The sequence below is a fragment of the Vibrio sp. GJ43-1 genome (genome assembly GCF_055808835.1).
Genome location: NZ_CM147884.1, coordinates 2,921,712 through 2,945,571, shown reverse-complemented (window position 1 = coordinate 2,945,571; position 23,860 = coordinate 2,921,712). Strand labels below are relative to the sequence as shown.

Genomic DNA, 23,860 nt, shown 5'->3' with positions numbered 1-23,860 from the left:
TTCACTTAGACGTGAACATTACATTCTTTCTAATGTTTCAATACCAAGCAGGTCTAAGCCCTGTTTGATAGTTCTTGCTGTTAGCGCTGCTAGTTTCAAACGACTCTGTTTAGTCGCTTCATCAGATGCGCCTAAGATAGGGCAAGCTTCATAGAAGCTAGAGAATTGACCAGCCAATTCAAACAGGTAGCTACACATGATGTGAGGCTGACCTTCTTTAGCGACCAATTGAACCGCTTCTTCAAACTGCATAAGTTTAGCAACCAGCGCTTTCTCTTTCTCATCAGTAATGATGACTTGGCCTTGCAGGTCATCCATTGAAACACCTGCTTTAGCAAATACGGATGCTACACGTGTATAAGCGTACTGCATGTAAGGAGCCGTGTTGCCTTCAAATGCCAACATGTTGTCCCAATCAAATACGTAGTCGGTAGTACGGTGCTTAGAAAGGTCAGCGTACTTAACGGCTGCCATTGCCACTGTATTCGCAATGTTCGCTTTTTCAGTTGATTCAAGATCTGGGTTTTTAGACTCAATCAATGCGCCAGCACGTTCAATGGCTTCATCAAGCAAGTCAGCCAAACGAACCGTACCGCCAGCACGAGTTTTGAAAGGGCGACCGTCTTTACCTAGCATCATGCCAAATGCATGGTGTTCAAGGGTGGTGCTTTCTGGAACATAGCCCGCTTTACGAACGATAGTCCATGCTTGTTGTAGATGTTGATGCTGACGAGAGTCGATGAAATAAAGTACACGATCGGCATTCAATTGCTCGTAACGGTATTTGGCACAAGCAATATCGGTTGTGGTGTATAGGAAGCCACCATCACGTTTTTGGATGATGACACCCATCGCTTCACCGTCTTTGTTTTTGTACTCATCTAGGAATACAACTTGAGCACCATCATCTTCAACGGCAAGGCCTTGAGCTTGCAGGTCTTTTACAATTGCAGGCAGCATGTCGTTGTACATACTCTCACCCATAACATCATCACGAGTGAGTGATACGTTAAGGCGATCGTAGTTGTGCTGGTTTTGAACCATCGTCACATCGACAAGTTTTTTCCACATTTGAGCGCAGTACTCATCGCCGCCTTGAAGTTTAACAACGTAGCCACGAGCACGAGCAGCAAACGCTTCGTCTTCATCGTAGAGTTTTTTAGATTCGCGATAGAAGGCTTCAAGATCAGACAGTTCCATAGAAACTTCGCCTGATTCTTTTTGCACACGTTCAAGGTTAGCGATAAGCATGCCAAATTGTGTGCCCCAGTCGCCAATGTGGTTTGCACGGATTACTTTGTGACCTAGGAACTCAAGAGTACGTACAACGGCGTCACCAATGATGGTTGAGCGCAAGTGGCCGACGTGCATTTCTTTTGCTACGTTTGGCGCAGAGTAGTCAGCAACGATGGTTTGCTGTTCTTGAGAAGCTACGCCCAATCGTGCGTCAGCAAGTGCTGCTTCTGCTTGTTTAGCTAAGAACGCTTCGCTAAGGAAAATATTGATAAAACCAGGGCCTGCAATTTCAGTTTTGCTTGCAATACCTTCTAGGTCTAAAACGTCTAGGACTTTTTTGAGCGAATTCTCGTGGATTACTGCCCAACTTCTTAGCAACGCCCATGACACCATTGGCTTGGTAGTCACCAAACTGTGCTTTCGCAGATTGGCGAACGGCTGCAGGGCTGCCTGCTGGTGCGCCAGCGGCTTCAAGAGCCTGAGATACTTTGTCGTTGATCAGTGCTTGGATATTCACACGCATTTCCTTCAATTCTTGGAATTGGTTTTCATCTAGTAATTTGGCGCACATAATAGCAACTTTAGCGCCCTTCACCTAGGGGCAAGTATTGGATTTTTTCTTAATCTTCGGGATTACTGGTAGTATTTAGCCTCGAAAGTACAAAAAGAGTGATCATATAGTGCGACAAACCCTGATGCAAAAAGGCTTAATGCCGTCTCAGATGCTGAATGAAATCGATGGATTTATGGATAAAATCCTCAATTTATGCAAGCAATTATCTTTGGATCTTTCTCGTTATCAAGCGGATCATATTGCCTTGAGAATTAACAGTGCTGATGTGGCCAAAGCTGCCCATCAAGAATGGCTTGAATACGGTCAGGTTATCTCAGAGGCAATCATTAATGGTAGACCGATCATTGTCATGCAGTTTAAGCAACCAATCGTGACAAAAGTCGGTGAAATAGAGTGTTTAGAGTTACCATATCCTGCGCCGAACAAGTCTCACCCTATTGAGCACTGGGAGCACATCGAATTTGTCGTGCCATCACAAGCAATCACGGCGGATGACTTTCTTGCCGATCTTTGTACGCGATTCCCAGATTTATCGACTAAGTTAGCCTACTTAGATGAGAGTGGTATTGATATGAAACTCTCTAGTCCCCACGGAGAAGGTGAGCGACTCGCCAACCCAACAGTGGCGTTTAAGCTTAATGGCGTGTGTATTAAGTTGCATCCTCATAGTTTGAAAAATATCGTCGCCTCGGAGCAGTCAATATAGGGTGATGGAGTTGGTGTATGGTGAAAGATCGTGAAATTAAACGATATAACGCATTGATACTGAACAAACGGTGGTAAAGCCATACACCAATTCGCAATAGGTAAGTGAATACCAGGTCGCTTGATGAACATTCCGCTAATAGTGGGACATCCATTCGATGTTAAACCTTAAATATGAAGGCAATGTCGGCCCTAAGTAAACCTGCAGCAATGGGGAGCTTATACTTTACTCTCTCATTACCTTTTTTCTTTTGATTCCTTTCATTTTTACTAGATCGAAATAATGTGAAACTCATCAATAAAAGTTCGCAATGTGACAGGTATACTAATTTATAAATAGTAAATTGAGTACAAGTCATAATACATTAAAACTAATGTAGCTAATGATCTTATTTCTAAATTGATAGGGCGGTTTATCTGTGCTTGAAATTTAATATTTAATTCTATCGTGATTTTATAGCTATGACGGTGAATCGTAGTATTAGAAATCTGTAGATTGAAGATTTTGTGCGCATAGTGAAAATATAATATTTTAAAAGTTAGCAAGAAGGTATAACGAATGAAATCGAAATCGATCTTACTCTACATGTCACTTATTATTAATGCTCATCCATTATACGCAGAAGTGCGAAATGTGTGTGGTACGGTTGGCGGATTTGAATACCCTATTATTCATGATGCTAACTCGCAAAACTCGGTCTCAGTTCATAATATCAATGCTTTACAGAAGGCTTTAGAACTGGGGGAAAAAAACATCTATATTCCAGGTGATGTAGTAATTGAGCTGCCTTATGTAAAAGATGGGCTAGACATTCCTGACGATGTGGTCATTTATAGCGATAGAGGTGTAAATGGTAGCGAAGGAGCATTGCTGAAAGTTGATTATATGGATGAGGAACAGCATTACTTTCCTATCATATCTACGGGTAACAACGTAAAGTTAACAGGTATGAGGATTCAAGGATCGAGTGTTAAATATCGATACGAATGTACTGACAATAGGGGTTCAAAATAAGATAGGTACGGTTGGGTTAGTGATAGAGAATAATGAGATATATGGGTGGGGAGGAGGTGCTGTTTCTGTCAAAAAAGGGCAAAATGTATTAGTAAGAAACAATTATATACATCATAATAGAAAGAAAAGCCGTGGCTATGGTGTTGTTGTTCAAAATGGAAACTCTTCAGCCTCAATATTCTGTAATGTCTTCGATAGTAAGCCAAGCATAGTATCGCAGGTTCTGGTCAGGAGGGGAGTCTTACACCGCGTCGTATAACGTGATTTTAGAAGAAGGTAATGGTCATTCATTTGATATGCATGAATCTAGCTCCAGCCCAGGTATTGGAGGGCAATCTATAAGGGTTATAAACAACTGGTTTGCATTTGGTGGGACTAAGTGGGGGCACTACCCATCGATTATAATCAGAGGCATCCCTTTAGATGGCGCTGCGGAAATTACAAGTAATAGTTTTCGTTCTCCTTTCGAATATATAGATGCAGGCGGACGAGTAAAAAGAGCGGTTGAAGGGGTTGCGGGGTCTATAGACACAGATTTAGAATTACAGGAAAAGAATGACTATTCAGTCCCAATGGTATTTAGGAAAAGTGTAGATAATTGCTATTTGGATATATTAGAACCGAGTCAATCTATACCTGTCGCATGTCAGGCTATTAGTGGTTATCTAAATTAGCTAATAGCACATTATTACTCTATTTCAGATATGAGGCCTTAGCACTTCGTGATAGAGCCTCTTTACTTAATGTATAGGTAGTGTATTTAAAAATATGAGTAGATTAAGATAAACTCAAAAAACCATTTATTTTTAGTTTTATGTTCAATGAGCTTGATAGAGTATATTAATTAGCCTCGTCATTAATTTTTGAAATGTCTATAATCTTGCTAATGTGTAAGACGAAAATTTCAAAGCTACAAGCATTTTTTAGTATAAAAACACTGTTTCCTATAATCTTGCACCAGTTATGATTAACTTCTAATACAGCGAGTTTTATATCAGAATTGACTAAGTATGCAAACTCCTCTTTTAAATGTGTAAGTGTTTCTGTTCTGTTTACGGCGGATGTTTTTAACCGTTCAAGTGACTGAATAGTGTTCATTGCTGCTCCTGGTTATAGAAAATCAGGCACCGAAGTGTTCTGTATGCATCTAGTGTCCTGTTTCATTGTCCATTTTATTTCATTCGTTTTTATATGGTCTCGTTTAACGAAATATAACTTGTTTTTATTGCTTTTCAGCGGAGCGAAAAATAATTATGTAGACCAGTTGATATTTTTGTTTTTTGGTGCTAATGGGCGTTTATAATAAAACACAACGATAGTCAGTTAACTGGTATGACTAGATTATATTAGTTTTGTATGGCGATGTGTAATTGAGTGTAAGGGTTTGTTGATAGCTGTTTTTTTGTTGAACAATTTATCAACTGAAGGAGTGACTTACTAATTAATGCCTTAATTGATATTTATGCAAGTAGCTGGAATTGTTTATTTTTATCAACAGTGAGTATTTAAGCAGTCTGTTTGAAACGTAAGATAATGTAAGGTATTTTAAGCTTAAGCTTACATTTTCTTGTCGCTTGGAGTGCTAGCGAAACGGTGACAAGTTGTGCTTTTAATTTTATACACTCTAACTACTTACGTTTAGCGTTATTTCCATTGCAGCTGAAGTTTTGTAGCGTGGCCGCATGGAGGAAAATGAATTTGGTGGATGCCAATGTGAGCGTGCCGTAACGAGGTGATACCTCAGAGTCACAGGCAAAACGGCGCATCAATTAGACAAACCAATACGCATCGCAGAGGTGAAAGCAGCTAAACTTATCAAAACACCACTTATCAAAGAAAATAAAGGTGCATGATGAAGTTGATTACTGCGATGGTATTGGGTTGTGTTGCTTTTCTTGCGTTAGCAGCGCCCTTCGATATAGATAACCCTAACTGTAATCCAACCGCCCAGAAAACGGTCTCCAATGACCACCTCACGCTTGCTTTTCAGTTCTGTAACAAGATAGAACTCCCAAACCGTAACCGCGCAGAATGGTCGGATCGTTATATGGAGGCATATCAACGTGCAGGGTTGCGTTGGTTAGAGGTACTGACTGCGGTGGAGGGGATTGACCAGCACCGAATCGATATTGATGTCTATGTGGTACCGCTAGAGGATGCCAATGGGATGGCTGGGCCAGAAGAAGAAATTGATGTGAATTGGCGACTTATCCCCACGAAAGGGTCCATTTTTATTGGCAGTCATACTTACGTCCCTCAATTTGACGCCGTTGAATTTCGCGCTAACTTACTGCATGAAATAGGGCATGTACTTGGGATCGGGGCTTACAGCGAAGATTACACTCGAACTGACGGTCAGTTAGGGAACGTCTTTAAGGTAAAGGACAGTCAAGCGGTCAAGATGTACAACCAAACGTTTGATGTGGATTATCGAGTATTGCCCATGAGTGACGATGGCGGACACTTGTATGATCCGCAGTGGGGGGATGATGAGAAGCGCTATGATAAGAATGGTCGCCCAGTACCTGCGATGACACAAGAACTTATGGCCAATGGCGATAAAATCGGGCCCGTAACGATGGGGCTGTTGGATGACTTAGGGTATCAGGTGAATTACGAGCAAGGTGATCGCTATTCTAAATAAGCGGATAGATGTTTCAAACTTGGCAATACGTAGTTTGGCAAGGTAACGCTTACCGAGCAAGGTCATAGAGAAAAGGAGCCCGACTTCGCCTTAAATGGTCAGTCAGGCTCCTTAGCGAGTTAGAGAATCACGGTTTTATTGCCATAAACAAACACATGGTCATTGATGACTTTATTGAGTGCTTTGGATAGCACGTTTTTTTCAACGTCGCGACCTGCCTGAGCCATGTCGGCCGCGCTGAAATTGTGATCCACAGGGATGACGTCTTGCTTAATGATTGGACCTTCATCCAGGTCATTGGTAACAAAGTGCGCGGTCGCGCCGATGATCTTTACACCGCGGTCATAGGCTTGCTGATACGGTTTTGCGCCAATGAAAGCGGGAAGGAAACTGTGGTGAATATTGATGATTTTGTGATGGTATTTTTCCACAAATGCAGGCGTGAGTACGCGCATGTATTTGGCGAGTACTAGGTAGTCAGCATCATATTGGTCAATGACAGTTAACATTTTGGCTTCGTGATCTTCACGGCTTAATCCTTCATGGGATACGCAGTGGTAAGGGATATCAAATTTCTCAGTGAGGCCTTGAAGTGTATCGTAATTTCCCACGACAGCGGCGATATCAACATTCAAGCTACCATCAAAATTTTTCATCAAAATATCACCAAGGCAGTGCGCTTCTTTGGTGACCAAAATGACCACTTTCTTACGAGATGAATCTACCAATGAACGCTTAGTGCCCGCTGGCAGTGCTTGGTCTAAGTCGGCCAGTAAGGTCTGATTATTAAAATAGCCTTCCAGTTCGGTACGCATAAAAAAATGACCACTGGTATTGTCTACAAACTCATTGTTATGAATGATGTTCAGTTGGTGTTTGTAACAGATATTGGTGATTTTGAGATGAGTCCCGGCGCATCATTACAATGCGTCAGCAGGGTTTTCTTTTCCATGATTTACGGCTTCCGTGAAATAGTAAAAATTTGGTACCAATTGAAGTAGCATCGATCTCAATAACGTTGAAAATACAATCTATTGAAGTGAATCGTAATTTACGATCAAGAGGGTTTTAGTTTGGTGCGTTTATTGACGTAACACGCAATCTATCCACCAGTTTTAATCTATTCTGGCTAAGGTTTCAACAAAATCGAAAGGTATCTTCCAAATCGTGTCGAAAGGCTGTGAACTTTTTCGATTTTATTACGGCCTTTGTTTTGTTTAGAAGGAAATGCTATGGATAGAGAACTATTAGCACGAAAACTTTACGATCAACGAGTATCAAAACTGATAGGTGATAAACACGTTGATAGTCAGCGCCTGGACTTATTATGGGAAGAAAAGGTTTCCCCACAGCACGCCGTAGAACACTTGAAATCATCGGAAGAAGAGCACAGCCCCCCAACGTGGTTGTCTCGCTACCTTAATCGTCATTAGCTTCAAACCCTGTTACACATTGGGAGGTTATGCCATTTGGGGAGGCAGTTTACGCTCCACATCTCCTTACGTACTACAAGCATGACACCTTGTTCAGGTATACTAACGCCATTCTTAGCTAATTGACTCGGTGTCATGGTATCTAAAGCAATCAATAAGGCTTTCGCGTCAGGCGGAGCTTTAGGACAAGTTATCCCCGGTTTTCAACCTCGTCAGCCGCAACTGGATATGGCTAACGCGGTAGAAAACGCGATTCAGCAAGAAGCGCAGTTGGTTGTAGAAGCGGGCACGGGTGCCGGTAAAACCTTCGCCTATCTTGTTCCGGCATTACTGAGTGGTAAAAAAACCATTATCAGTACTGGGTCTAAAAACCTGCAAGAGCAATTGTTTCACCGCGATCTCCCCTTGATGGTGGATGCACTTGGCTTTCATGGCAAAGTGTCACTGCTAAAAGGGCGCTCTAACTATTTGTGCTTAGATCGCTTGAGTCGTCAGATGGTAGAGAGCCATACCACAGAAACTCATACCGAATTGCTATCGCAGTTAGTCAAAGTGCGTGGTTGGGCATCAGAAACCAAATCAGGTGACTTGGGTGAATGCGATGCCATTGCCGAAGACAGTCTCGTGATTCCCACTATCACTTCTACCAATGATAATTGTTTAGGTAAGGACTGCCCTAGCTATCAAGATTGTTTTGTTCTAAAAGCAAGAAAACGCGCCTTAGACTCCGACGTTGTCGTGGTAAATCATCACCTTTTCCTTGCTGATCTTGCCATTAAAGAAACGGGCTTTGGGGAGTTGATTCCAGAGGCCGAAGTGTTTGTCTTTGATGAAGCGCACCAAATTCCAGACATTGCTAGCCAGTATTTTGGTCAGTCTTTATCAAGCCGCCAAATTCAAGATCTTGCTAAAGACATAGAGATTGGTTACCGCACTGAAGCGCGTGATATGAAACAGTTGCAAAAGGCGGGCGATAGACTGTCGCAAGCGGCGATGGATTTACGTATTGTGCTTGGGGATACGGGGTTTCGAGGAAACTGGCGTGATGCGATTCAATCACCGTCTATTTTGCGAGAGGTCGAAAGGCTGCGTGACTCTGTCGTGCTGTGCATTGATGTGCTGAAATTGGCATTAGGGCGCAGCCAGTTGTTGGATACCGCTTTTGAGCGCGCCAATTTAATTAAAGGGCGTATCGAACGCGTATGCGATGTGTCCATTACGGGTTACTCCTATTGGTACGACACGACGCCAAGGCAGTTTAGTTTGCACATTACCCCACTTAGTGTCGCGGATAAATTCCATGAGCAGATTGAAGCAAAAGGCGGGGCGTGGATTTTCACTTCAGCAACGCTTGCGGTCTCTGAAGATTTTCAGCACTTTACTTCACGCTTAGGTCTGACCCCGACACAGCAATTTTCACTGCCTAGTCCTTTTGATTATTCAACGCAGGCAAGATTGTGTGTGCCCCGTTATTTGCCTGAACCCAACAGTAAAGGGCTCGCTGAAAAGTTGGTCGCCATGCTGGCGCCCGTTATCGAAAAAAACCAAGGTCGCTGTTTTTTTCTATGCACTTCGCACAGCATGATGAGAGAGTTAGGTGAGCGCTTTCGCGAAACGCTCACCTTGCCAGTCTTGCTGCAAGGCGAAACCAGCAAGCAAAAAACCTTGGCTGAGTTTATGGAGCTAGGCAATGCTTTGCTTGTGGCGACAGGGGCGTTTTGGGAAGGAATAGATGTTAGAGGTGACGCGCTTAGCTGTGTTATTATCGATAAATTACCGTTTACCGCACCTGATGATCCGCTGCTTAAAGCGCGAATTGAAGACTGTAAGTTGCAAGGGGGTGACCCTTTTAATCATGTGCAATTACCGGATGCGGTTATTACGTTGAAGCAAGGTGTTGGTCGATTGATTCGCGATCAAAAGGACTGTGGTGCTTTGATCATTTGCGATAACCGTTTGGTGACGCGTGACTATGGCGCGACTTTTCTCGCCAGCTTGCCGCCTATACCGCGGACTCGAGACCTCGGAAAAATAGAGACATTTTTGCTACAATCCCAGCAAAGTGCACCAAAAAAAGAACGCATTGAGAAATAGATGACTAACAAAATTCTAGCAATTGATACTGCCACTGAAAACTGCTCTGTCGCACTTTTAGTGGGAGATAAAACTTACGTTCGCAGTGAACTTGCACCGCGTGACCATACTAAGAAAGTTTTACCTATGGTCGATGAGCTGCTAAATGAAGCGGGACTGACTTTACAAGATCTTGATGCATTAGCGTTTGCACGAGGTCCAGGCAGCTTTACTGGCGTGCGCATCTGTATTGGTGTGGCTCAGGGGCTTGGCTTCGGTGCTGATTTACCGATGATTGGTATTTCGACGTTAAAAGCCATGGCGCAAGGCGCTTACCGTAAAAATGAAACCACCCACGTTGCGACCGCGATTGATGCCCGTATGAGCGAAGTCTATTGGGGACGTTTCGAGCGTCTTGAAAACGGCGATTGGACGGAAGTTGAACCAGAACAAGTAGTTGCACCGGACACGGTAGTGGCGAATACACCTCAAGATAACATAACATGGGCAACGGCAGGAATAGGTTGGGATGCGTATGCTGAATCATTGTCGTCGCTTGCGATTGATACTCAATCATCCGGTGTACTCTATCCAGAAGCGGAAGATATTGCTTTCTTAGCGCAATATGAGTTAGCAAAAGGCAATGTCGTTGCTGCGGAAGAGGCGAGTCCTGTTTATCTGCGAGATAATGTGACTTGGAAAAAGTTGCCGGGAAGAGAATAAATTACCCAGCTACTTTTAGCTCGGTATTTTAAGATGCTGAGCTCGTAGGATAAGTTGAAGGGGTAGGATCATCGCCCCTTTATCAACACAAAGCTGTGTCTATATAAGATCGTATAACACCACGTACACGTTAACGTCGCGGTCATTGCAGTAAGGCATTTAATACAACCACGCATTAGGTGAGGCATATGGTTTCGATTCAAGGTTTACCTACCGTCCACTCTCAGCAGCGGACGAATAAAGCAAAGCGTAAGCAATCGGTATCGAATACCACCACGTCTCAACCCACCCCTCAGATTGGTCAGTCTACACAAGTCACGAAAGTTGCTCAGGCAGTGGCTCATTCAGTAAACACTATTTCTGATGCAGACGTGCAACGTACTCACGTTCACTATGACTTGCCTGAAGGACGGTCTAAACAAGCGCTGGAAGCGTATATGAATGTGATGAACCGTGCTAAACGCGAGGAACTTGAACAGCTGTTTGGTGTCGATATGTACGTGTGATAATGAGAATGATTAATGTGTGGAACGAGAATGAATAAATTGTTGAAATTGCTAGGGGCATTGTGCCTGTCTTTCATGCTCACCGCTTGTGGTAGCTTACCGGACTCACTGGCCACAACGAACGAAAATGTTATTGCGCAATATCAACCTGTTGTAGATGCGCAAGATGGCAGTGAAGTTCGTCTTGGTGGGGTCATAGACACCGTTACGAACCTTGCGACTCAGACCCGAATTGAAATTGTTAACCTTCCTATCGATAAATATGGTAAGCCGGATATCGACCAAGAGCCTAATGGCCGCTTTATCGCGTACGTGGACGGGTTTATTGACCCGGTGACGTACACAAGAGGTCGACTGATCACTGTCGGCGGAAGTAAAGCGGGCGATGAACGGGGAAAAGTTGGCGAATTTGAAGCCGACTTTCCAGTGATAAAGGCATACGGACAGTATTTATGGCGAGTGGAAGAGCGTCTAATTATCAACCGTCAGGCGAGCGCTTTTCATTCTTGCTGGGGCTATTACTGCGACGACTTTTATTACGGGCCAACGCAAGGTCGCGTGATTAAAGAGGTGAAGTAATTTTGCGAGCTTTTAAAGAGTGTTTACTGCAAGTTAACGATAGAAACATCGCTTACTTGGAGTATCAAGGCGCTGGGTTCCAAACAGAGGAAACGACCGTTAAGACGGTCGTTTTTGTTCATGGCTGGATGGACAATGCCGCGAGCTTTCATAAATTGCTGACTATCATTGAACAGCAGCGATTGAGTTGGCGTGTTTTGGTTTTGGATCTACCGGGTCATGGGCATTCAACTCATAAAAATAGTGACCATTTTTATAGCTTTCATGACTATATTGACGATTTACACCAGGTTTTGGTTAATCTTCAAGCGGTCAATGCATTCTTGGTTGGACATTCGCTTGGTGCATTGATTGCAAGTTGCTATAGTGCCGCCTTTCCTGAAAATGTCGCAGGATTAGTTCAAATTGAAGCGCATTTCCCAATGGTAGAAGACCCTATTCAAGCGGTCAGTCGGTTGAGAAAAGGCATCGAAAGTCGCGAGCGTTGGAGAAACAAAAAACGGCGAGCATTGCCGTCTTTTGATGACGCAATCACCATGCGCATGCGAGCCACAAAATTAGATGCTAGGTCGGTTCGCCCTATTGTGGAGAGAGACCTTCAAAGCGTTGATGGGCAGTGGTATTGGCGCCATGATAGCAAGCTAAAATGTGAGTCGGTATATCGTATGTCGCGACCTCACGCTGAAGTGGTGATGTCCGCTATTTCCATTCCTCATATGGTTATATTAGGTCGCTCTGGATACGGCTTTCTTCAAGACAAACTCGTCTTAGAGAAACTTCACAACGCGCAAGTGGCGTGGGTAGACGGTGATCATCATTGCCATTTAGAATCGCCAGATAGAGTATTTGAACTAATTTCTGAACTAGTTAACAAAAATTAAACAAGTGTTTGAGTGTTTCGTGCGTGAAAGGGTTGCCTGTGCTGTAATAGTAAGCAATACCAATGAGTAACGGATTCTCAGGTTGTGAGTGGATTTAACAAGTTGTTAAATAGCTAAGTTTTTTAAAGGCTCACATTTTGAAGATTAAACGCAAGACTTAATACGCTAGGAGTGTAATTGTGGATAAACCTTGGCTTTCTCGATACCCAAATGACGTGCCAGAGAATATCAATCCGGATCAGTATCCTTCTTTAGTTGAGATGTTCGAACAGTCGGTGCATAAATTTGCCGATCAGCCCGCTTTTGTCAATATGGGTTCGGTCATGACATTTCGTAAGTTGGAAGAGCGCAGCCGTGCGTTTTCTGCCTATTTGCAAAACGAGCTAAAGCTAAAAAAAGGTGACCGCGTTGCCATTATGATGCCTAACTTGCTGCAATACCCTGTAGCGTTGTTTGGTATTTTGAGAGCTGGCCTCATCGCGGTTAATGTGAATCCACTTTATACGCCGCGAGAGTTAGAACACCAGCTCAACGATGCAAACGCCAAAGCGATAGTGATCGTGTCTAACTTTGCCAATACGTTAGAGCAGGTTGTTGATAAAACGCCAATCAAACATGTTGTCTTAACTAGCCTTGGACAAATGCTGCCACGAGCGAAAGGCACAGTGGTTGATTTCGTCGTGAAGTACGTAAAAGGCATGGTGCCAAAATACAATCTTCCGGGGGCGATTTCATTTCGACAAGCCTTGCATAAAGGACGTCGCCAGCAATACGTGAAACCGTTTATGTCGGGTGATGACATCGCATTTTTGCAATACACTGGGGGTACGACGGGTGTGGCGAAAGGCGCAATTCTCACGCATCGCAATATGATAGCAAACGTACTGCAGGCGAAAGGCATGTATGGCCCTGTGTTGCAAGAGGGGCGTGAGTTGGTAGTAACAGCGCTGCCGCTGTATCACGTTTTTGCTTTGACGGTAAACTGCTTGCTGTTTGTTGAAATGGGTGGACAAAACCTACTCATTACCAATCCTCGTGATATTCCTGGGTTCATCAAAGAGCTGCAAAAGTACCCATTTACGGCGATCACTGGCGTCAATACTCTCTTTAACGCGCTTATTCATAATGAAGACTTTCATGAGCTAGACTTTAGAGGGCTACGTCTGTCTGTGGGTGGCGGCATGGCGGTGCAACGCGCCGTTGCCGAACAATGGAAAAAGACTACAGGCTGTTTGCTGCTCGAAGGGTATGGTCTGACGGAGTGTTCGCCGTTAGTTGCCGCTTACCCTTACGATTTAGAAGAGTATAACGGCTCGATTGGCTTACCCGTTCCGGGCACAGAAGTGCGCATTGTTGATGAAGAGGGTCAACCAGTATCCGATGACTCGACGGGAGAACTGCAAGTTCGTGGTCCGCAAGTAATGCAAGGCTATTGGCAGCGAGTGGAAGCGACTAAAGAGGTGATCAATCAAGAAGGGTGGTTATCAACGGGTGATATCGTCAAATTTGACGAGGATGGCTTCTTGCATATTGTCGATCGTAAAAAAGACATGATTTTGGTATCGGGCTTCAACGTGTATCCTAATGAAATTGAAGATGTCATTGCTTTGCACGATAAGGTACTCGAAGTGGCGGCTATCGGTGAGGCGAATGAAGCCTCGGGTGAGCTGGTGAAAGTGTATATTGTGAAAAGCGATAACAGTTTAACCAAAGAAGACGTCATTGCGCACTGCCGTACCCACTTAACTGGCTATAAAGTGCCAAAACGTGTCGAATTTAGAGATGACTTACCCAAGACCAATGTCGGTAAGATTTTACGCCGAGTACTCCGCGAAGAGAACGACGCGAAACTGACACAAACAGCAGAAAAAACGGTTTAGCGTTAACCTTTTGTTACTATCGATGTTAAAATGCCAGCTCTCAATGCTGGCATTGTTTTTTTTAAGAGAGTCGTCGTGGAATATCAGATAATTACAGAATTTGCCGAGTTAGAATCGGTATGCACAAAAGCTCGTGAATCCGATGTGGTGATGTTGGATACGGAGTTTGTTCGTATCCGAACTTACTACCCAAAACTGGGTTTAATTCAGCTTTATGATGGTCATCAGCTTTCCCTGATTGATCCTCTGACGATAAGCGACTTCTCCCCTTTTATTGCTTTATTGCAAGATGCCTCTGTTCTTAAGGTGTTGCATGCGTGTGGTGAAGATTTAGAAGTATTTGCCAATAGCTTTGGTTGTATGCCATTTCCAATGGTAGATACGCAAATTATGGCGGCCTTCCTCGGCTATGGGTTATCAACAGGCTTTGCCGCGTTAGTGGATGAGTATATTGATGTCCAGCTGGATAAGAGTGAATCTAGAGCCGATTGGGTTGCTCGACCACTGACTGAAAAGCAACTTGATTACGCTGCGGCTGATGTTTTCTATTTATGGCCTTTGTATCAACAGCTAAGCGAAAAAGTGGAACAGAAAGGCTGGTGGGACGCCGCGCTGCAAGAGTCTGAGTTGATGACACAAAAGCGTGGTAAAACCCCTAATGCTGAGCGAGCCTATTTGGATATTAAAGGCGCATGGCAGCTTAGCCCTAAGCAGTTAGCCGCGCTTAAGCCACTCGCAACATGGCGACTTAAAGAAGCGATTCGCCGTGACTTAGCACTTAATTTTGTGGTCAAAGAGCAAGATCTTTGGACCATCGCGCGCTTTGGATTGACTCAACCGAAAGCAATGGAAGAAGAAGGATTAGATCCTCGCTCTATCCGTCGACATGCCGACAAAATTGCCTCTATCGTGAAATCAGCCAAGCAGTTATCTGCGGACGAGTACCCTGATAAAATTGAGCGTTTGATGGATTATCCTGGCTATAAGCAGATCTTTAAACTGTTAAAAGATGAAGTAAAAGTGGCCTCTCAGCAGACTGGGTTGGCAACTGAGTTTTTAGCATCGAAAAAGCAGTTGAATCAGTTCTTATCGTGGATTTGGAACAAAGACCGCGATCCAGCGCAGCTGCCTGACGTGATGCAGGGGTGGAGAATGGACGTGTTAGGTCGACATTTAGAAAAGCGAATGAACTAAACGAATGCTTTTAAGCCGCTTTAGATAGAAAAAACCGAGTGAATAATCACTCGGTTTTTTTATGCGCATCCCGCAATGTGCTAGGTATTCACTCGTTCAGAGTTGGAGGCAATTGGGGAGTACCACTCAGAGTGCTAGTTATTGCTGTGCAGTTCACTGTTAAGCTCTACTGCACTTTTATTAGTGAGGCACTCAATTTGACCAGTCACTGAGTTGCGACGGAACAGTAAGTCAGACTTACCTGCTAGGTCACGAGCTTTGGCAATCTCAACCTCTTGACCTGTAGAGTCAAGCATACGAACCTTAGAACCTGCTGTGACATACAGACCAGACTCAACCGTACAGCGATCGCCTAGTGGGAAACCAAGACCAGCATTTGCGCCAAGCAGTGAGTTTTCGCCGATAGAGACCACCACCGTACCGCCGCCAGATAGTGTGCCCATAATAGAAGCGCCACCACCAATATCAGAACCGTTTCCAACCACAACGCCTGCAGAGATACGGCCTTCAACCATGCTCACACTGCGGTCAATCGCAAGCATTGAAGTTGATGAAGCCTTCATGCATAACTGTGGTACCTTCACCCACATGTGCGCCCAAGCGAACACGTGAAGTATCAGCAATACGAATACCGGTTGGTACCACGTAATCGACCATTTTAGGGAATTTGTCAACGCAGTCGACGGTCAGGGCTTGTCCCGCAAGGCGTGCTTCAATTTGACGGTCTGCTAGCTCTGGAAGATCGACTGGACCTTGGTTTGTCCAAGCTATGTTATGCAGTAGGCCAAAGATGCCATCAAGTACGGTACCGTGTGGTTGTACTAGGCGGTTTGAAATCAGTTGTAGTTTCAAAAAGCCTTCTGCAACAGACTGCGGCTTTTCGTCGCTTGCAAGCACTACAAGTACAAGTGGTTGTTGTGACTGTGATGCTTTTTCAGCGAACGCGGCATTTTGAGCGTCGTCATTATTAGCAAACGCCGTCGCAAGTTGTGCGCTTTGCTCTGGGCTGATCTCGATAGCTTGGTTGCCTTGAGTGTAACCAGACACTTCTGCAATCGCGGCGATTGTCGCATCACTTGGATTGAGTCGCGGATGTGGAAAAAAGGCTTCGATGATTTTTCCATCGCGGTTTTTAGTGGCGGTACCGAAGGCGAGTGAAAATGCTGCCATGACTATCGTTCTCCATTTTGAATTGTCCATAAACCGATGCTAGTGCAGCAAAGGTTTAGATTCTGTTGATGGTTTTATCTTAAGTTGTTGGTTTTATCTTAAAGAGTGGCAACGGTAGATGAAAGAGCAAATAGGGCTAAAGTCTGTAAAAAGATATTGGTTGTCTTTATGGAGACACTTTTCGCCAAAAAGAAACAGTAGTAGGCTTCCGCTGTCAATAGATCCTGAGGGGACGATAGTACTACGTTTAATGGCTTAGAATCGTTATTGCTTGATGAATTCCTTCGATTAGCATCTGCATCCCAATAACAGCGAGAATCAATCCCATCATTTTGGTAATCACTGAAAGAATACTAGGACCTAGGGCTTTGACCATGCGTTCGCCAGAAATGAACAAGAAATAGGTGATAGTACATAAAATAGCAAAGCTAATAATAGTCACAATAACTTGCATTAGCCCTCCGGCTGCAGCGAAGTTCATAGCGGTTGCGATAGTTCCCGGTCCCGCAAGGATCGGCATCGCAAGGGGGGACACGGCGATTCCGAGAGAAGCATTTTGTTGTGCTGCTGAATTAAGCACTGATTTCTCTGATTTATGAGTGTTCGAACCTTGAAGCATATTGAAGCCAATGAAGAACACAAGTATGCCATCGGTAATTCTTAAGGCATATAACGTAATACCGAATAATTCAAAAATGAGTTTGCCTGATATAGCAAAAATGGAAATAAGAACAAAGGCGATAGTGACCGCTCGAAATGCAATCAGCTTGGTGGTTGCTCGATCTTCATCTCCAGTTAAGCCTAGAAAAATCGGTGTATTAGCAATCGGGTTCATTATGGCAAAAAAGCCCATAAAGACTGTAATGATATGAATGATGAGATCTTTCACGTCTGCTCGCTCTCAAGATTAAGAGTTGATAGAACAAGCATATACGTAGCGGGGAAAATAACCAGCTTAAAGTACGATACGTTAAACTGGTTGGTAGGCGTTATTATGCCGCGTCGTCTTGAGCTTCGACAGGCTCAACCGCTTTTGGTTTCTTTGGCGTTGGTTTACGCTTAGCACCCAGTGCATAAAGGACTTCTTCTTTATGTTGCGCTAAGAATAAGGAAAGTTCTTCCTGCTTCTCTTCGTTTTCAATGAGCTTGCTTTCACTAAGCAGTGTAAATAGTTCATCAGCAGTATCTAACATTTTGTCATAAGCGTCAGCTTCAGCTTTAGAGGTAAAAGTCATCTTTTTCTTCTCCGTTGCGTTCCACCACGTACTTGACGATTACAGCCATGGTTAATCCTCTAACAAGTTAAATTTTTATCGACAATACTGGCTATTTATACATAGGTTTAAAATGCTTGTCCAGTCAGCGCAGCAAAACTGAGAGCTGATTGCCTATTTCCTACTCGCTGCGCTCTGGTATTGGCACGACTTACTGATCCTATGTCGTTATCGGTTTTGGCAGCAGATTTAGCTGCGCTGCCATTGTTGGCAAAAAGAGATAAAAGAGCGCAACAACGGGCTTTGGTATTTCTCTTTGTGGAAGAGTAGCCAAAAGCGTCGTTTCATATCGAGTGAAAGCAGGTATTTCACGGATGCGACCATCACGGATAGCGGTATGAGCGGCAAGTCTAGAGATGCACGCCAGTCCTAAGCCAGAAGATACACAGTTTAAAATGGCTTCCGTTGTGTTGAGCTCAAATGCTTCGTGCCATACTTCAATACGAGGGGCGACGGCCCGTAAGAAAAACTCACGGGTGCCAGATCCTGGCTCTCTGAGGATCCATTCACTATTTTCTAGTAATGAAAGATCGATCACCTCATCGCCCGCTAATGGGTGGTCAACACTGGCGACAATGCACATCTCATCTTCGCTAAAAGGGGTACTTTCTAACTCAGGATGAAGCGTTTTACCTTCGATCAAGCCAATATCAAGTTCATAATCAATCAGTTTTTCACAGATAAGTGCACTGTTGGAGATAAACAGTTGTTGCGCCTTGTGCTGGTGACTTTGACGGTATTCGCTGAGTAAATACGGCGCGACTTGATTACCGATAGTGTCACTTGCGCCGATACGCAGCTGACCTCGAAAACTTTGTTCATCTGAAAATAAGGACTCAATGTCTTTGGCTCGGCTTAGTAATTCGTCGGCAAGTGGCAGAAGTTTTTGTCCTTCTTGGTTGATTACTAAACGGTTGTTGACGCGATCAAAAAGAGCGTGACCAATTTGTTTTTCTAACTCGCTCAATGACATACTCACGGCAGCCTTGGAAAGAAACAGCGTATCGGAAGCTGAGGTTAGCGTTTGGTGCTGCGTCACAGCAACAAAGACTTTGAGCTGCTTGAGTGAAATATGAGTATTCATGTTCTGTTTTTTTGAACGCTGGTTGAAAATAATTAGATGTACCTAAACGTAAACTAGAATTATCATTAGCGCAACTTAATACAGCAGACAAGGCATTGTTATGATTGCGACAGCAAAACGAGTTCATCATAAAATGAAAAGCGCACCAACCCCGATGGCTGGTTTGGCGTTAGGGATTGCGAGCCTTGGATGGTGTTGGGAAAACGCAGGAGAGTTTCATCACGTTGCGCAGTGGTCAAGCGCAGCGGTGGCGAGTGTGCTGTTAGTGATATTGGCCTATAAGTTCTTGTTCCATAGTCACTTATTGGGGCAGGATCTTGCTCACCCGGTCGTGGGAAGTGTTGTGCCGACATTTGCGATGGCAACCATGGTGGTATCGAACTCAATTGGGCAGTTTTTTCCTGTGCTCGGTGACAGTATTTGGTTAGCCGCGGTGGTACTGCATGTCGTGTTCCTAGCTAGCTTTACTTATCATCGCTGTCGCGATTTTGAGCTGCATCATATGGTGCCAAGTTGGTTTGTTCCACCAATAGGTATTGTGGTAGCGGATGTCGCGTTTTCTGGTACCGCAGCGCTAGCACCCATCGCGAATGCCGCTCTGTACTTTGGGATTGCCGTTTATGCGGTGATGTTACCTTGCATGGTGTACCGCTTAATTTTCGCAGCGGAAGTGCCGGATGCGGCAAAACCAACCCTAGCGATATTGGCGGCGCCAGCAAGTCTTTCTCTAGCAGGATATTTAACCGTGGTCGCGGATCCTTCTCCAGTATTGGTGGCAATGTTGTTTGGTATTGCGGTACTGATGACAATGGTGATTTACTTAGCGTTTATTAAACTGCTTCGTCTTCCATTTAGCCCTGGTTATGCCGCGTTTACGTTCCCGTTGGTGATTGGGGCAACGGCGTTGTTTAAATTGGCGGCGTGGATGACGAATGTTCATGTGCCACAAAACGCGGTGGATCAAGTGATCATGCTTGCCAATATCGAGTTAATTATTGCCACAGCAGTGGTGAGCTATGTGGCGATTCGCTACCTGTTTGCTTATCGCCCAGTAAAAATGCTGACGTCATCAAATAATGCAGTATCTCGATAAGCTTACGTGCCTTATCGCTGGGTAATTCTGCGTTATCGCGCGGTAATGTGATAATCTTGAGAGAGGATTACTTGCTAAAGGCGCGGTAACGTGTTCACCGTTTATCACTCAAATCAAATCGATGTACTTAAATCCCTATTAGTACAGCTCATTAAAATCGATCCACTCGATAACCCCTTTGAAAAAGAACAAATTCTTGTACAGAGTCCAGGCATGTCGCAGTGGCTGAAAATCGCCATGGCACAAGAATTTGGCATAGCGGCGAACACCGATTTTCCTCTTCCAGCGACCTTTATATGGGAGCGCTTTACCCAAGTGCTTGATGATGTCCCGTCAAGAAGTGCCTTCAACAAGGAGGCGATGACGTGGAAAATCATGCATCTGTTGCCAAGCCATCTTCACGATGAAGATTTTGCGCCTCTTGCACAATATCTAGAAGGTGACGATGACGCGTCTAAGCGCTATCAGTTAGCAGAGAAAATTGCCGATATTTATGATGGCTATTTAGTGTATCGACCAGAGTGGATAGCGGCTTGGGAAGCCGGGCTCACCGTCGCTGAGTTGGAAGGTGAGCAGCCTTGGCAGGCGAAGCTTTGGCAGTCTTTATATGATCATACGGTCGCACTAGGTCAGTCGCCTTATCATCGAGCGAATTTGTATGAGCATTTTATTGATGCACTCGCTCAGAGTCATGGTGATACGAAAGTAGATGCCCGGTTAGCGGGTTTACCAAAGCGTTTGTTTGTGTTTGGTATTTCATCGCTACCCCCTCGTTACTTAGACGCACTTAAGGCGCTGGGGCAGCATATTGATGTCCATATGATGTTTACCAACCCTTGTCGTTTTTACTGGGGCGATGTGCGAGACCGTAAATATCTTGCACGTTTGGCTGCAAATAAGCGCAAACATTTGCAAACGGTAGATGACGTCGCAGATGTATCGGATTGTGAGCAAACCTTGCTGTTGAAAGGGAGTATTGACGACAATCTTGATGATGAGCTTCACGTCACTGATATTGGCAACAGTTTATTAGCGTCGATGGGAAAGCTGGGGCGAGATAATTTGTATCTGCTCTCGCAACTTGAATCTAATGAGATAGATGCGTTTGTCGACGTCGACCGAAACTCGTTACTGCATCACATTCAAGCCGATATCTTGAGTCTTGAAGAGCACCAAGATGATGCGGTTATTCTGCATTCAGACCATAAGCCCGAAGTGAGCGCCAACGATCGTTCACTCACCTTGCACGTCTGCCATAGCGCCATGCGTGAGGTCGAAGCGCTGTACGATAATCTTCTGTCGATGTTTGATAACGATCCGCAATTAAAGCCAAGAGACATTATTGTCATGGTGGCAGACATCAATGCTTATAGCCCTGCGATTCAAGCCGTGTTTGGTAACGCTGCGGGTGATCGTTATATCCCTTTCTCCATATCTGACCGCACGGCGGATAAAGAAAGCCCGCTACTGAATGCCTTTAATCAGCTGCTTGCCCTTCCCGAATTACGTTGTACCTCCAGTGAGTTACTCGAGCTTCTTGATGTCCCTGCCATATTGGCTCGCTTTGATTTGGACGAGCAAGAGTATGCGATGATCAAACTCTGGGTGGATGAAGCCCAAGTGCGCTGGGGAGTGGACGAGCATACTGCCAGGGAATTTGAACTGCCTGAGTTTAGACAAAATTCTTGGATGTTTGGCATTTCAAGAATGCTGGTAGGTTACGCGGTTGGTGAAGAATCTGGGCTATTGACCATTGATGATACGGTGATTGCCCCGTATGAGCAAACGCAAGGCATGCGCGCCGAAACAGCAGGCAAGCTAGCACTGTTTATTGATACTGTTGCGAATTACCGTCAGCGCCTCAGCACGGCGGTGAGCATTGAGCAATGGCGCAGTGTTATTAATCAGCTGGTTGACGACTTCTTTAAAGTCGAACTCGAAGGCGAAGTGGTCATAAAGTCGATACGAGACACAATTTCTGGTCTTCAGGAGCAGTTACAAGACGCCTGTTTTGACGAAAAACTCTCACCAAAGATTGTGCGTCAGTACTTTACGAATAAATTATCTGGCTCACGCGTTAGTCAGCGCTTTTTAGCCGGACAAGTCAATTTTTGTACCTTAATGCCTATGCGTTCTATTCCGTTTAACGTGGTGTGCTTGCTTGGTATGAATGATGGTGTATATCCACGAAGTGTCCCGCCAGAGAGCTTCGATTTAATGACGGGACGAACGCGCGCTGGTGACCGATCGCGAAGAGATGACGACCGATATCTATTTTTTGGAAGCGTTACTGTCTGCGCAGCAATCGCTGTACATCAGTTACGTAGGACGGTCGATTCAAGACAATACCGAGCGTGTGCCTTCGGTATTAGTGTCTGAACTGATGGAGTATTGTCAGCAAAACTATCGACTGCCTGATGATGAAGCCTTGAGTGTTGATGACTCAGGTCTCCGCCTCATCGAGCAGTTAACTCAAGAATACCCAATGGTGCCATTTAGTCCCTCACATTTTGATGCTAGTCGTGCCAAACAAAGTTATGCCGCAGAATGGTTACCCACGGCGCAACAGAGCGCCCAAGAGCAAGCGGTGGGGGCGGTTGCGAGTCATTTTGTTTTACCGCCGATACTTCGAACGAGCGATGAGGTGATTGAACTGGATCTTGCCGAGTTCCATCGTTTCTGGCGTTTGCCTGTGCAATATCTTTTCAATCGTCGCTTACAAGTGTCGTTTGATCAGCAGCATTTTATGGTGGAAGAAGATGAACCTTTCTCACTTAACGGACTCGAGAGTTTTGGCCTGCGTAATGAGCTCTTACATGCGCTGGTGAAAAATGGCGGTCAGCTGTCTGATGCGGAGACACAGGCTTTTCAGCAACAGCAAAAAGCACAAGGCTTCTTGCCAGTTGGTCATTTTGGTGATTTGGAATTAGCCGGAAACATGGGGCAAACTCAAGAGCTGGCGCAAGCCGTGGTAGCACTCACGAGTTCAGCGGTAGAAGACACAGAAGTCAATCAGCTGATTGAACTTGATAAGCATCGAATCCGCTTGCAAGGCTGGATAACCGGACAGTTTTCCGCGGGATTGGTTCGTTACCGAAGCGGCAGGCTCCGCGCGAGTGATTATTTGAGTGCTTGGATTGACCATCTACTCCTAGCCGCTATTGGCAAAGGGAAGGTGACTCATATGCTCGCTTATGACAAAAAAGAAGGGGTCGTGCATCGCGTGTTGCCAGCATTAGATTCTGATGCGGCGATGAGCTATCTAAAAGAGCTGCTGTCGCTTTATGTACAAGGTCTTGACCAACCATTGGCGTATTTCCCTGAAACGGCGATGGTAGGCATTGAAGCCAATTATAGTCGTGGTGCTTGGAAGCCAGATGATGAAAAAATGCTCAGTAAAATGGAAGCTAAGTTTGTTGGCGGCTACATGGTCACGGGAGAGGGGGGCAATGCCTATATTTCTCGGGTTTGGCCGCAATGGGAAGAGTCGATGGCGCAAGAGAGTAAGCGGATTGCCGCGCAAGTACTACAAGCACCAAGAACCTTAAGCCAAACGGTCGAAGATTATTACTCACAGGCTCAACCTAAGAGTTCCTGAAAGAAGTGATGTTAATGAAAGGAGTGGTGACCGCCAGCATTATTAGATTATATGTAGGGTTGCTGGTCGGCCACAGGGTCAGAGGGACCGTAATTCGTTAAGTAAATAGTAATGATTATCTCGCAATGGTTCCGTGAATAGGGTCTCAGGTATTGATAGTCACATTCGATAGCTTGTTGTTTTTATTAAAATTTAAGT

General features: G+C 44.7%; 16 protein-coding genes and 5 pseudogenes. 15 read left to right on the top strand and 6 right to left on the bottom strand.

What is annotated here, in order from left to right:
• Positions 1-18: 18 nt before the first annotated feature.
• Positions 19-1,753 (bottom strand): annotated as a pseudogene (gene argS / locus AC0L66_RS14080) (arginine--tRNA ligase).
• A gap of 163 nt (positions 1,754-1,916) precedes the next feature.
• On the opposite strand from argS, the gene AC0L66_RS14075 reads away from it, so the two are divergent.
• The 5 genes from AC0L66_RS14075 to AC0L66_RS14055 all read left to right on the top strand — a co-directional run bounded on the left by AC0L66_RS14075 (position 1,917) and on the right by AC0L66_RS14055 (position 6,174).
• The gene (locus AC0L66_RS14075) at positions 1,917-2,516 is read left to right on the top strand and encodes a VOC family protein (protein WP_473567733.1); all 600 of its coding nucleotides are present in this window, start codon (positions 1,917-1,919) and stop codon (positions 2,514-2,516) included.
• 558 nt (positions 2,517-3,074) lie between these two features.
• Positions 3,075-3,530 (top strand): hypothetical protein, encoded by a 456-nt coding sequence (locus AC0L66_RS14070; protein WP_473567732.1) that lies wholly within the window; start codon positions 3,075-3,077, stop codon positions 3,528-3,530.
• Entirely contained in the window at positions 3,484-3,789 is a 306-nt protein-coding gene (locus AC0L66_RS14065; RefSeq protein WP_473567731.1) for a right-handed parallel beta-helix repeat-containing protein, read from the top strand. The genes AC0L66_RS14070 and AC0L66_RS14065 overlap by 47 nt, the downstream gene beginning before the upstream one ends.
• A gap of 1 nt (position 3,790) precedes the next feature.
• The gene (locus AC0L66_RS14060; RefSeq protein WP_473567730.1) at positions 3,791-4,204 is read left to right on the top strand and encodes a hypothetical protein; all 414 of its coding nucleotides are present in this window, start codon (positions 3,791-3,793) and stop codon (positions 4,202-4,204) included.
• A 1,175-nt stretch (positions 4,205-5,379) separates the two neighbouring features.
• Entirely contained in the window at positions 5,380-6,174 is a 795-nt protein-coding gene (locus tag AC0L66_RS14055) for a hypothetical protein (RefSeq protein ID WP_473567729.1), read from the top strand.
• A gap of 119 nt (positions 6,175-6,293) precedes the next feature.
• On the opposite strand, the pseudogene purU reads toward AC0L66_RS14055, so the two are convergent.
• Positions 6,294-7,126 (bottom strand): annotated as a pseudogene (gene purU / locus AC0L66_RS14050) (formyltetrahydrofolate deformylase).
• 280 nt (positions 7,127-7,406) lie between these two features.
• On the opposite strand from purU, the gene AC0L66_RS14045 reads away from it, so the two are divergent.
• The 8 genes from AC0L66_RS14045 (at position 7,407) to rnd (ending at position 15,443) form a co-directional block, all read left to right on the top strand.
• On the top strand, positions 7,407-7,607 hold the full coding sequence (locus AC0L66_RS14045) for a hypothetical protein (protein WP_265675847.1): 201 nt from the start codon (positions 7,407-7,409) through the stop codon (positions 7,605-7,607).
• A gap of 135 nt (positions 7,608-7,742) precedes the next feature.
• Positions 7,743-9,701: an ATP-dependent DNA helicase gene (locus AC0L66_RS14040; RefSeq protein WP_473567728.1), complete on the top strand. Its 1,959-nt coding sequence runs from the start codon at positions 7,743-7,745 to the stop codon at positions 9,699-9,701.
• Positions 9,702-10,403, top strand: coding sequence for a tRNA (adenosine(37)-N6)-threonylcarbamoyltransferase complex dimerization subunit type 1 TsaB (gene tsaB / locus AC0L66_RS14035; RefSeq protein ID WP_473567727.1), 702 nt, complete (start codon positions 9,702-9,704; stop codon positions 10,401-10,403).
• Between the two features lie 188 nt (positions 10,404-10,591).
• Entirely contained in the window at positions 10,592-10,909 is a 318-nt protein-coding gene (locus AC0L66_RS14030; protein ID WP_473567725.1) for a chromosome partitioning protein ParA, read from the top strand.
• 30 nt (positions 10,910-10,939) lie between these two features.
• Positions 10,940-11,488 (top strand): Slp family lipoprotein, encoded by a 549-nt coding sequence (locus AC0L66_RS14025; protein WP_473567723.1) that lies wholly within the window; start codon positions 10,940-10,942, stop codon positions 11,486-11,488.
• Between the two features lie 2 nt (positions 11,489-11,490).
• The gene (locus AC0L66_RS14020; RefSeq protein WP_473567722.1) at positions 11,491-12,369 is read left to right on the top strand and encodes an alpha/beta fold hydrolase; all 879 of its coding nucleotides are present in this window, start codon (positions 11,491-11,493) and stop codon (positions 12,367-12,369) included.
• 179 nt (positions 12,370-12,548) lie between these two features.
• A complete protein-coding gene (gene fadD / locus AC0L66_RS14015; protein ID WP_265675839.1) occupies positions 12,549-14,249 on the top strand; it encodes a long-chain-fatty-acid--CoA ligase FadD in 1,701 nt (566 codons plus the stop codon).
• Between the two features lie 75 nt (positions 14,250-14,324).
• A complete protein-coding gene (rnd, locus tag AC0L66_RS14010; protein ID WP_473567720.1) occupies positions 14,325-15,443 on the top strand; it encodes a ribonuclease D in 1,119 nt (372 codons plus the stop codon).
• Positions 15,444-15,577: 134 nt separating this feature from the next.
• Here rnd and dapD read toward each other — a convergent pair.
• The 4 genes and pseudogenes from dapD to AC0L66_RS13990 form a co-directional block, all read right to left on the bottom strand.
• A pseudogene (gene dapD / locus AC0L66_RS14005) lies at positions 15,578-16,613 on the bottom strand (2,3,4,5-tetrahydropyridine-2,6-dicarboxylate N-succinyltransferase).
• A gap of 247 nt (positions 16,614-16,860) precedes the next feature.
• Positions 16,861-17,502, bottom strand: a complete 642-nt coding sequence (locus AC0L66_RS14000; RefSeq protein WP_473567718.1) for a MarC family protein — start codon at positions 17,500-17,502, stop codon at positions 16,861-16,863.
• A gap of 103 nt (positions 17,503-17,605) precedes the next feature.
• Positions 17,606-17,897: pseudogene (locus AC0L66_RS13995) on the bottom strand (YebG family protein).
• 150 nt (positions 17,898-18,047) lie between these two features.
• A complete protein-coding gene (locus AC0L66_RS13990; protein ID WP_473567717.1) occupies positions 18,048-18,971 on the bottom strand; it encodes a LysR substrate-binding domain-containing protein in 924 nt (307 codons plus the stop codon).
• A gap of 100 nt (positions 18,972-19,071) precedes the next feature.
• Here AC0L66_RS13990 and AC0L66_RS13985 point away from each other — a divergent pair, with 100 nt between their 5' ends.
• Positions 19,072-20,064, top strand: a complete 993-nt coding sequence (locus tag AC0L66_RS13985; protein WP_265675833.1) for a TDT family transporter — start codon at positions 19,072-19,074, stop codon at positions 20,062-20,064.
• A 90-nt stretch (positions 20,065-20,154) separates the two neighbouring features.
• Positions 20,155-23,662, top strand: a pseudogene (recC, locus tag AC0L66_RS13980) (exodeoxyribonuclease V subunit gamma).
• Positions 23,663-23,860: the final 198 nt, after the last annotated feature.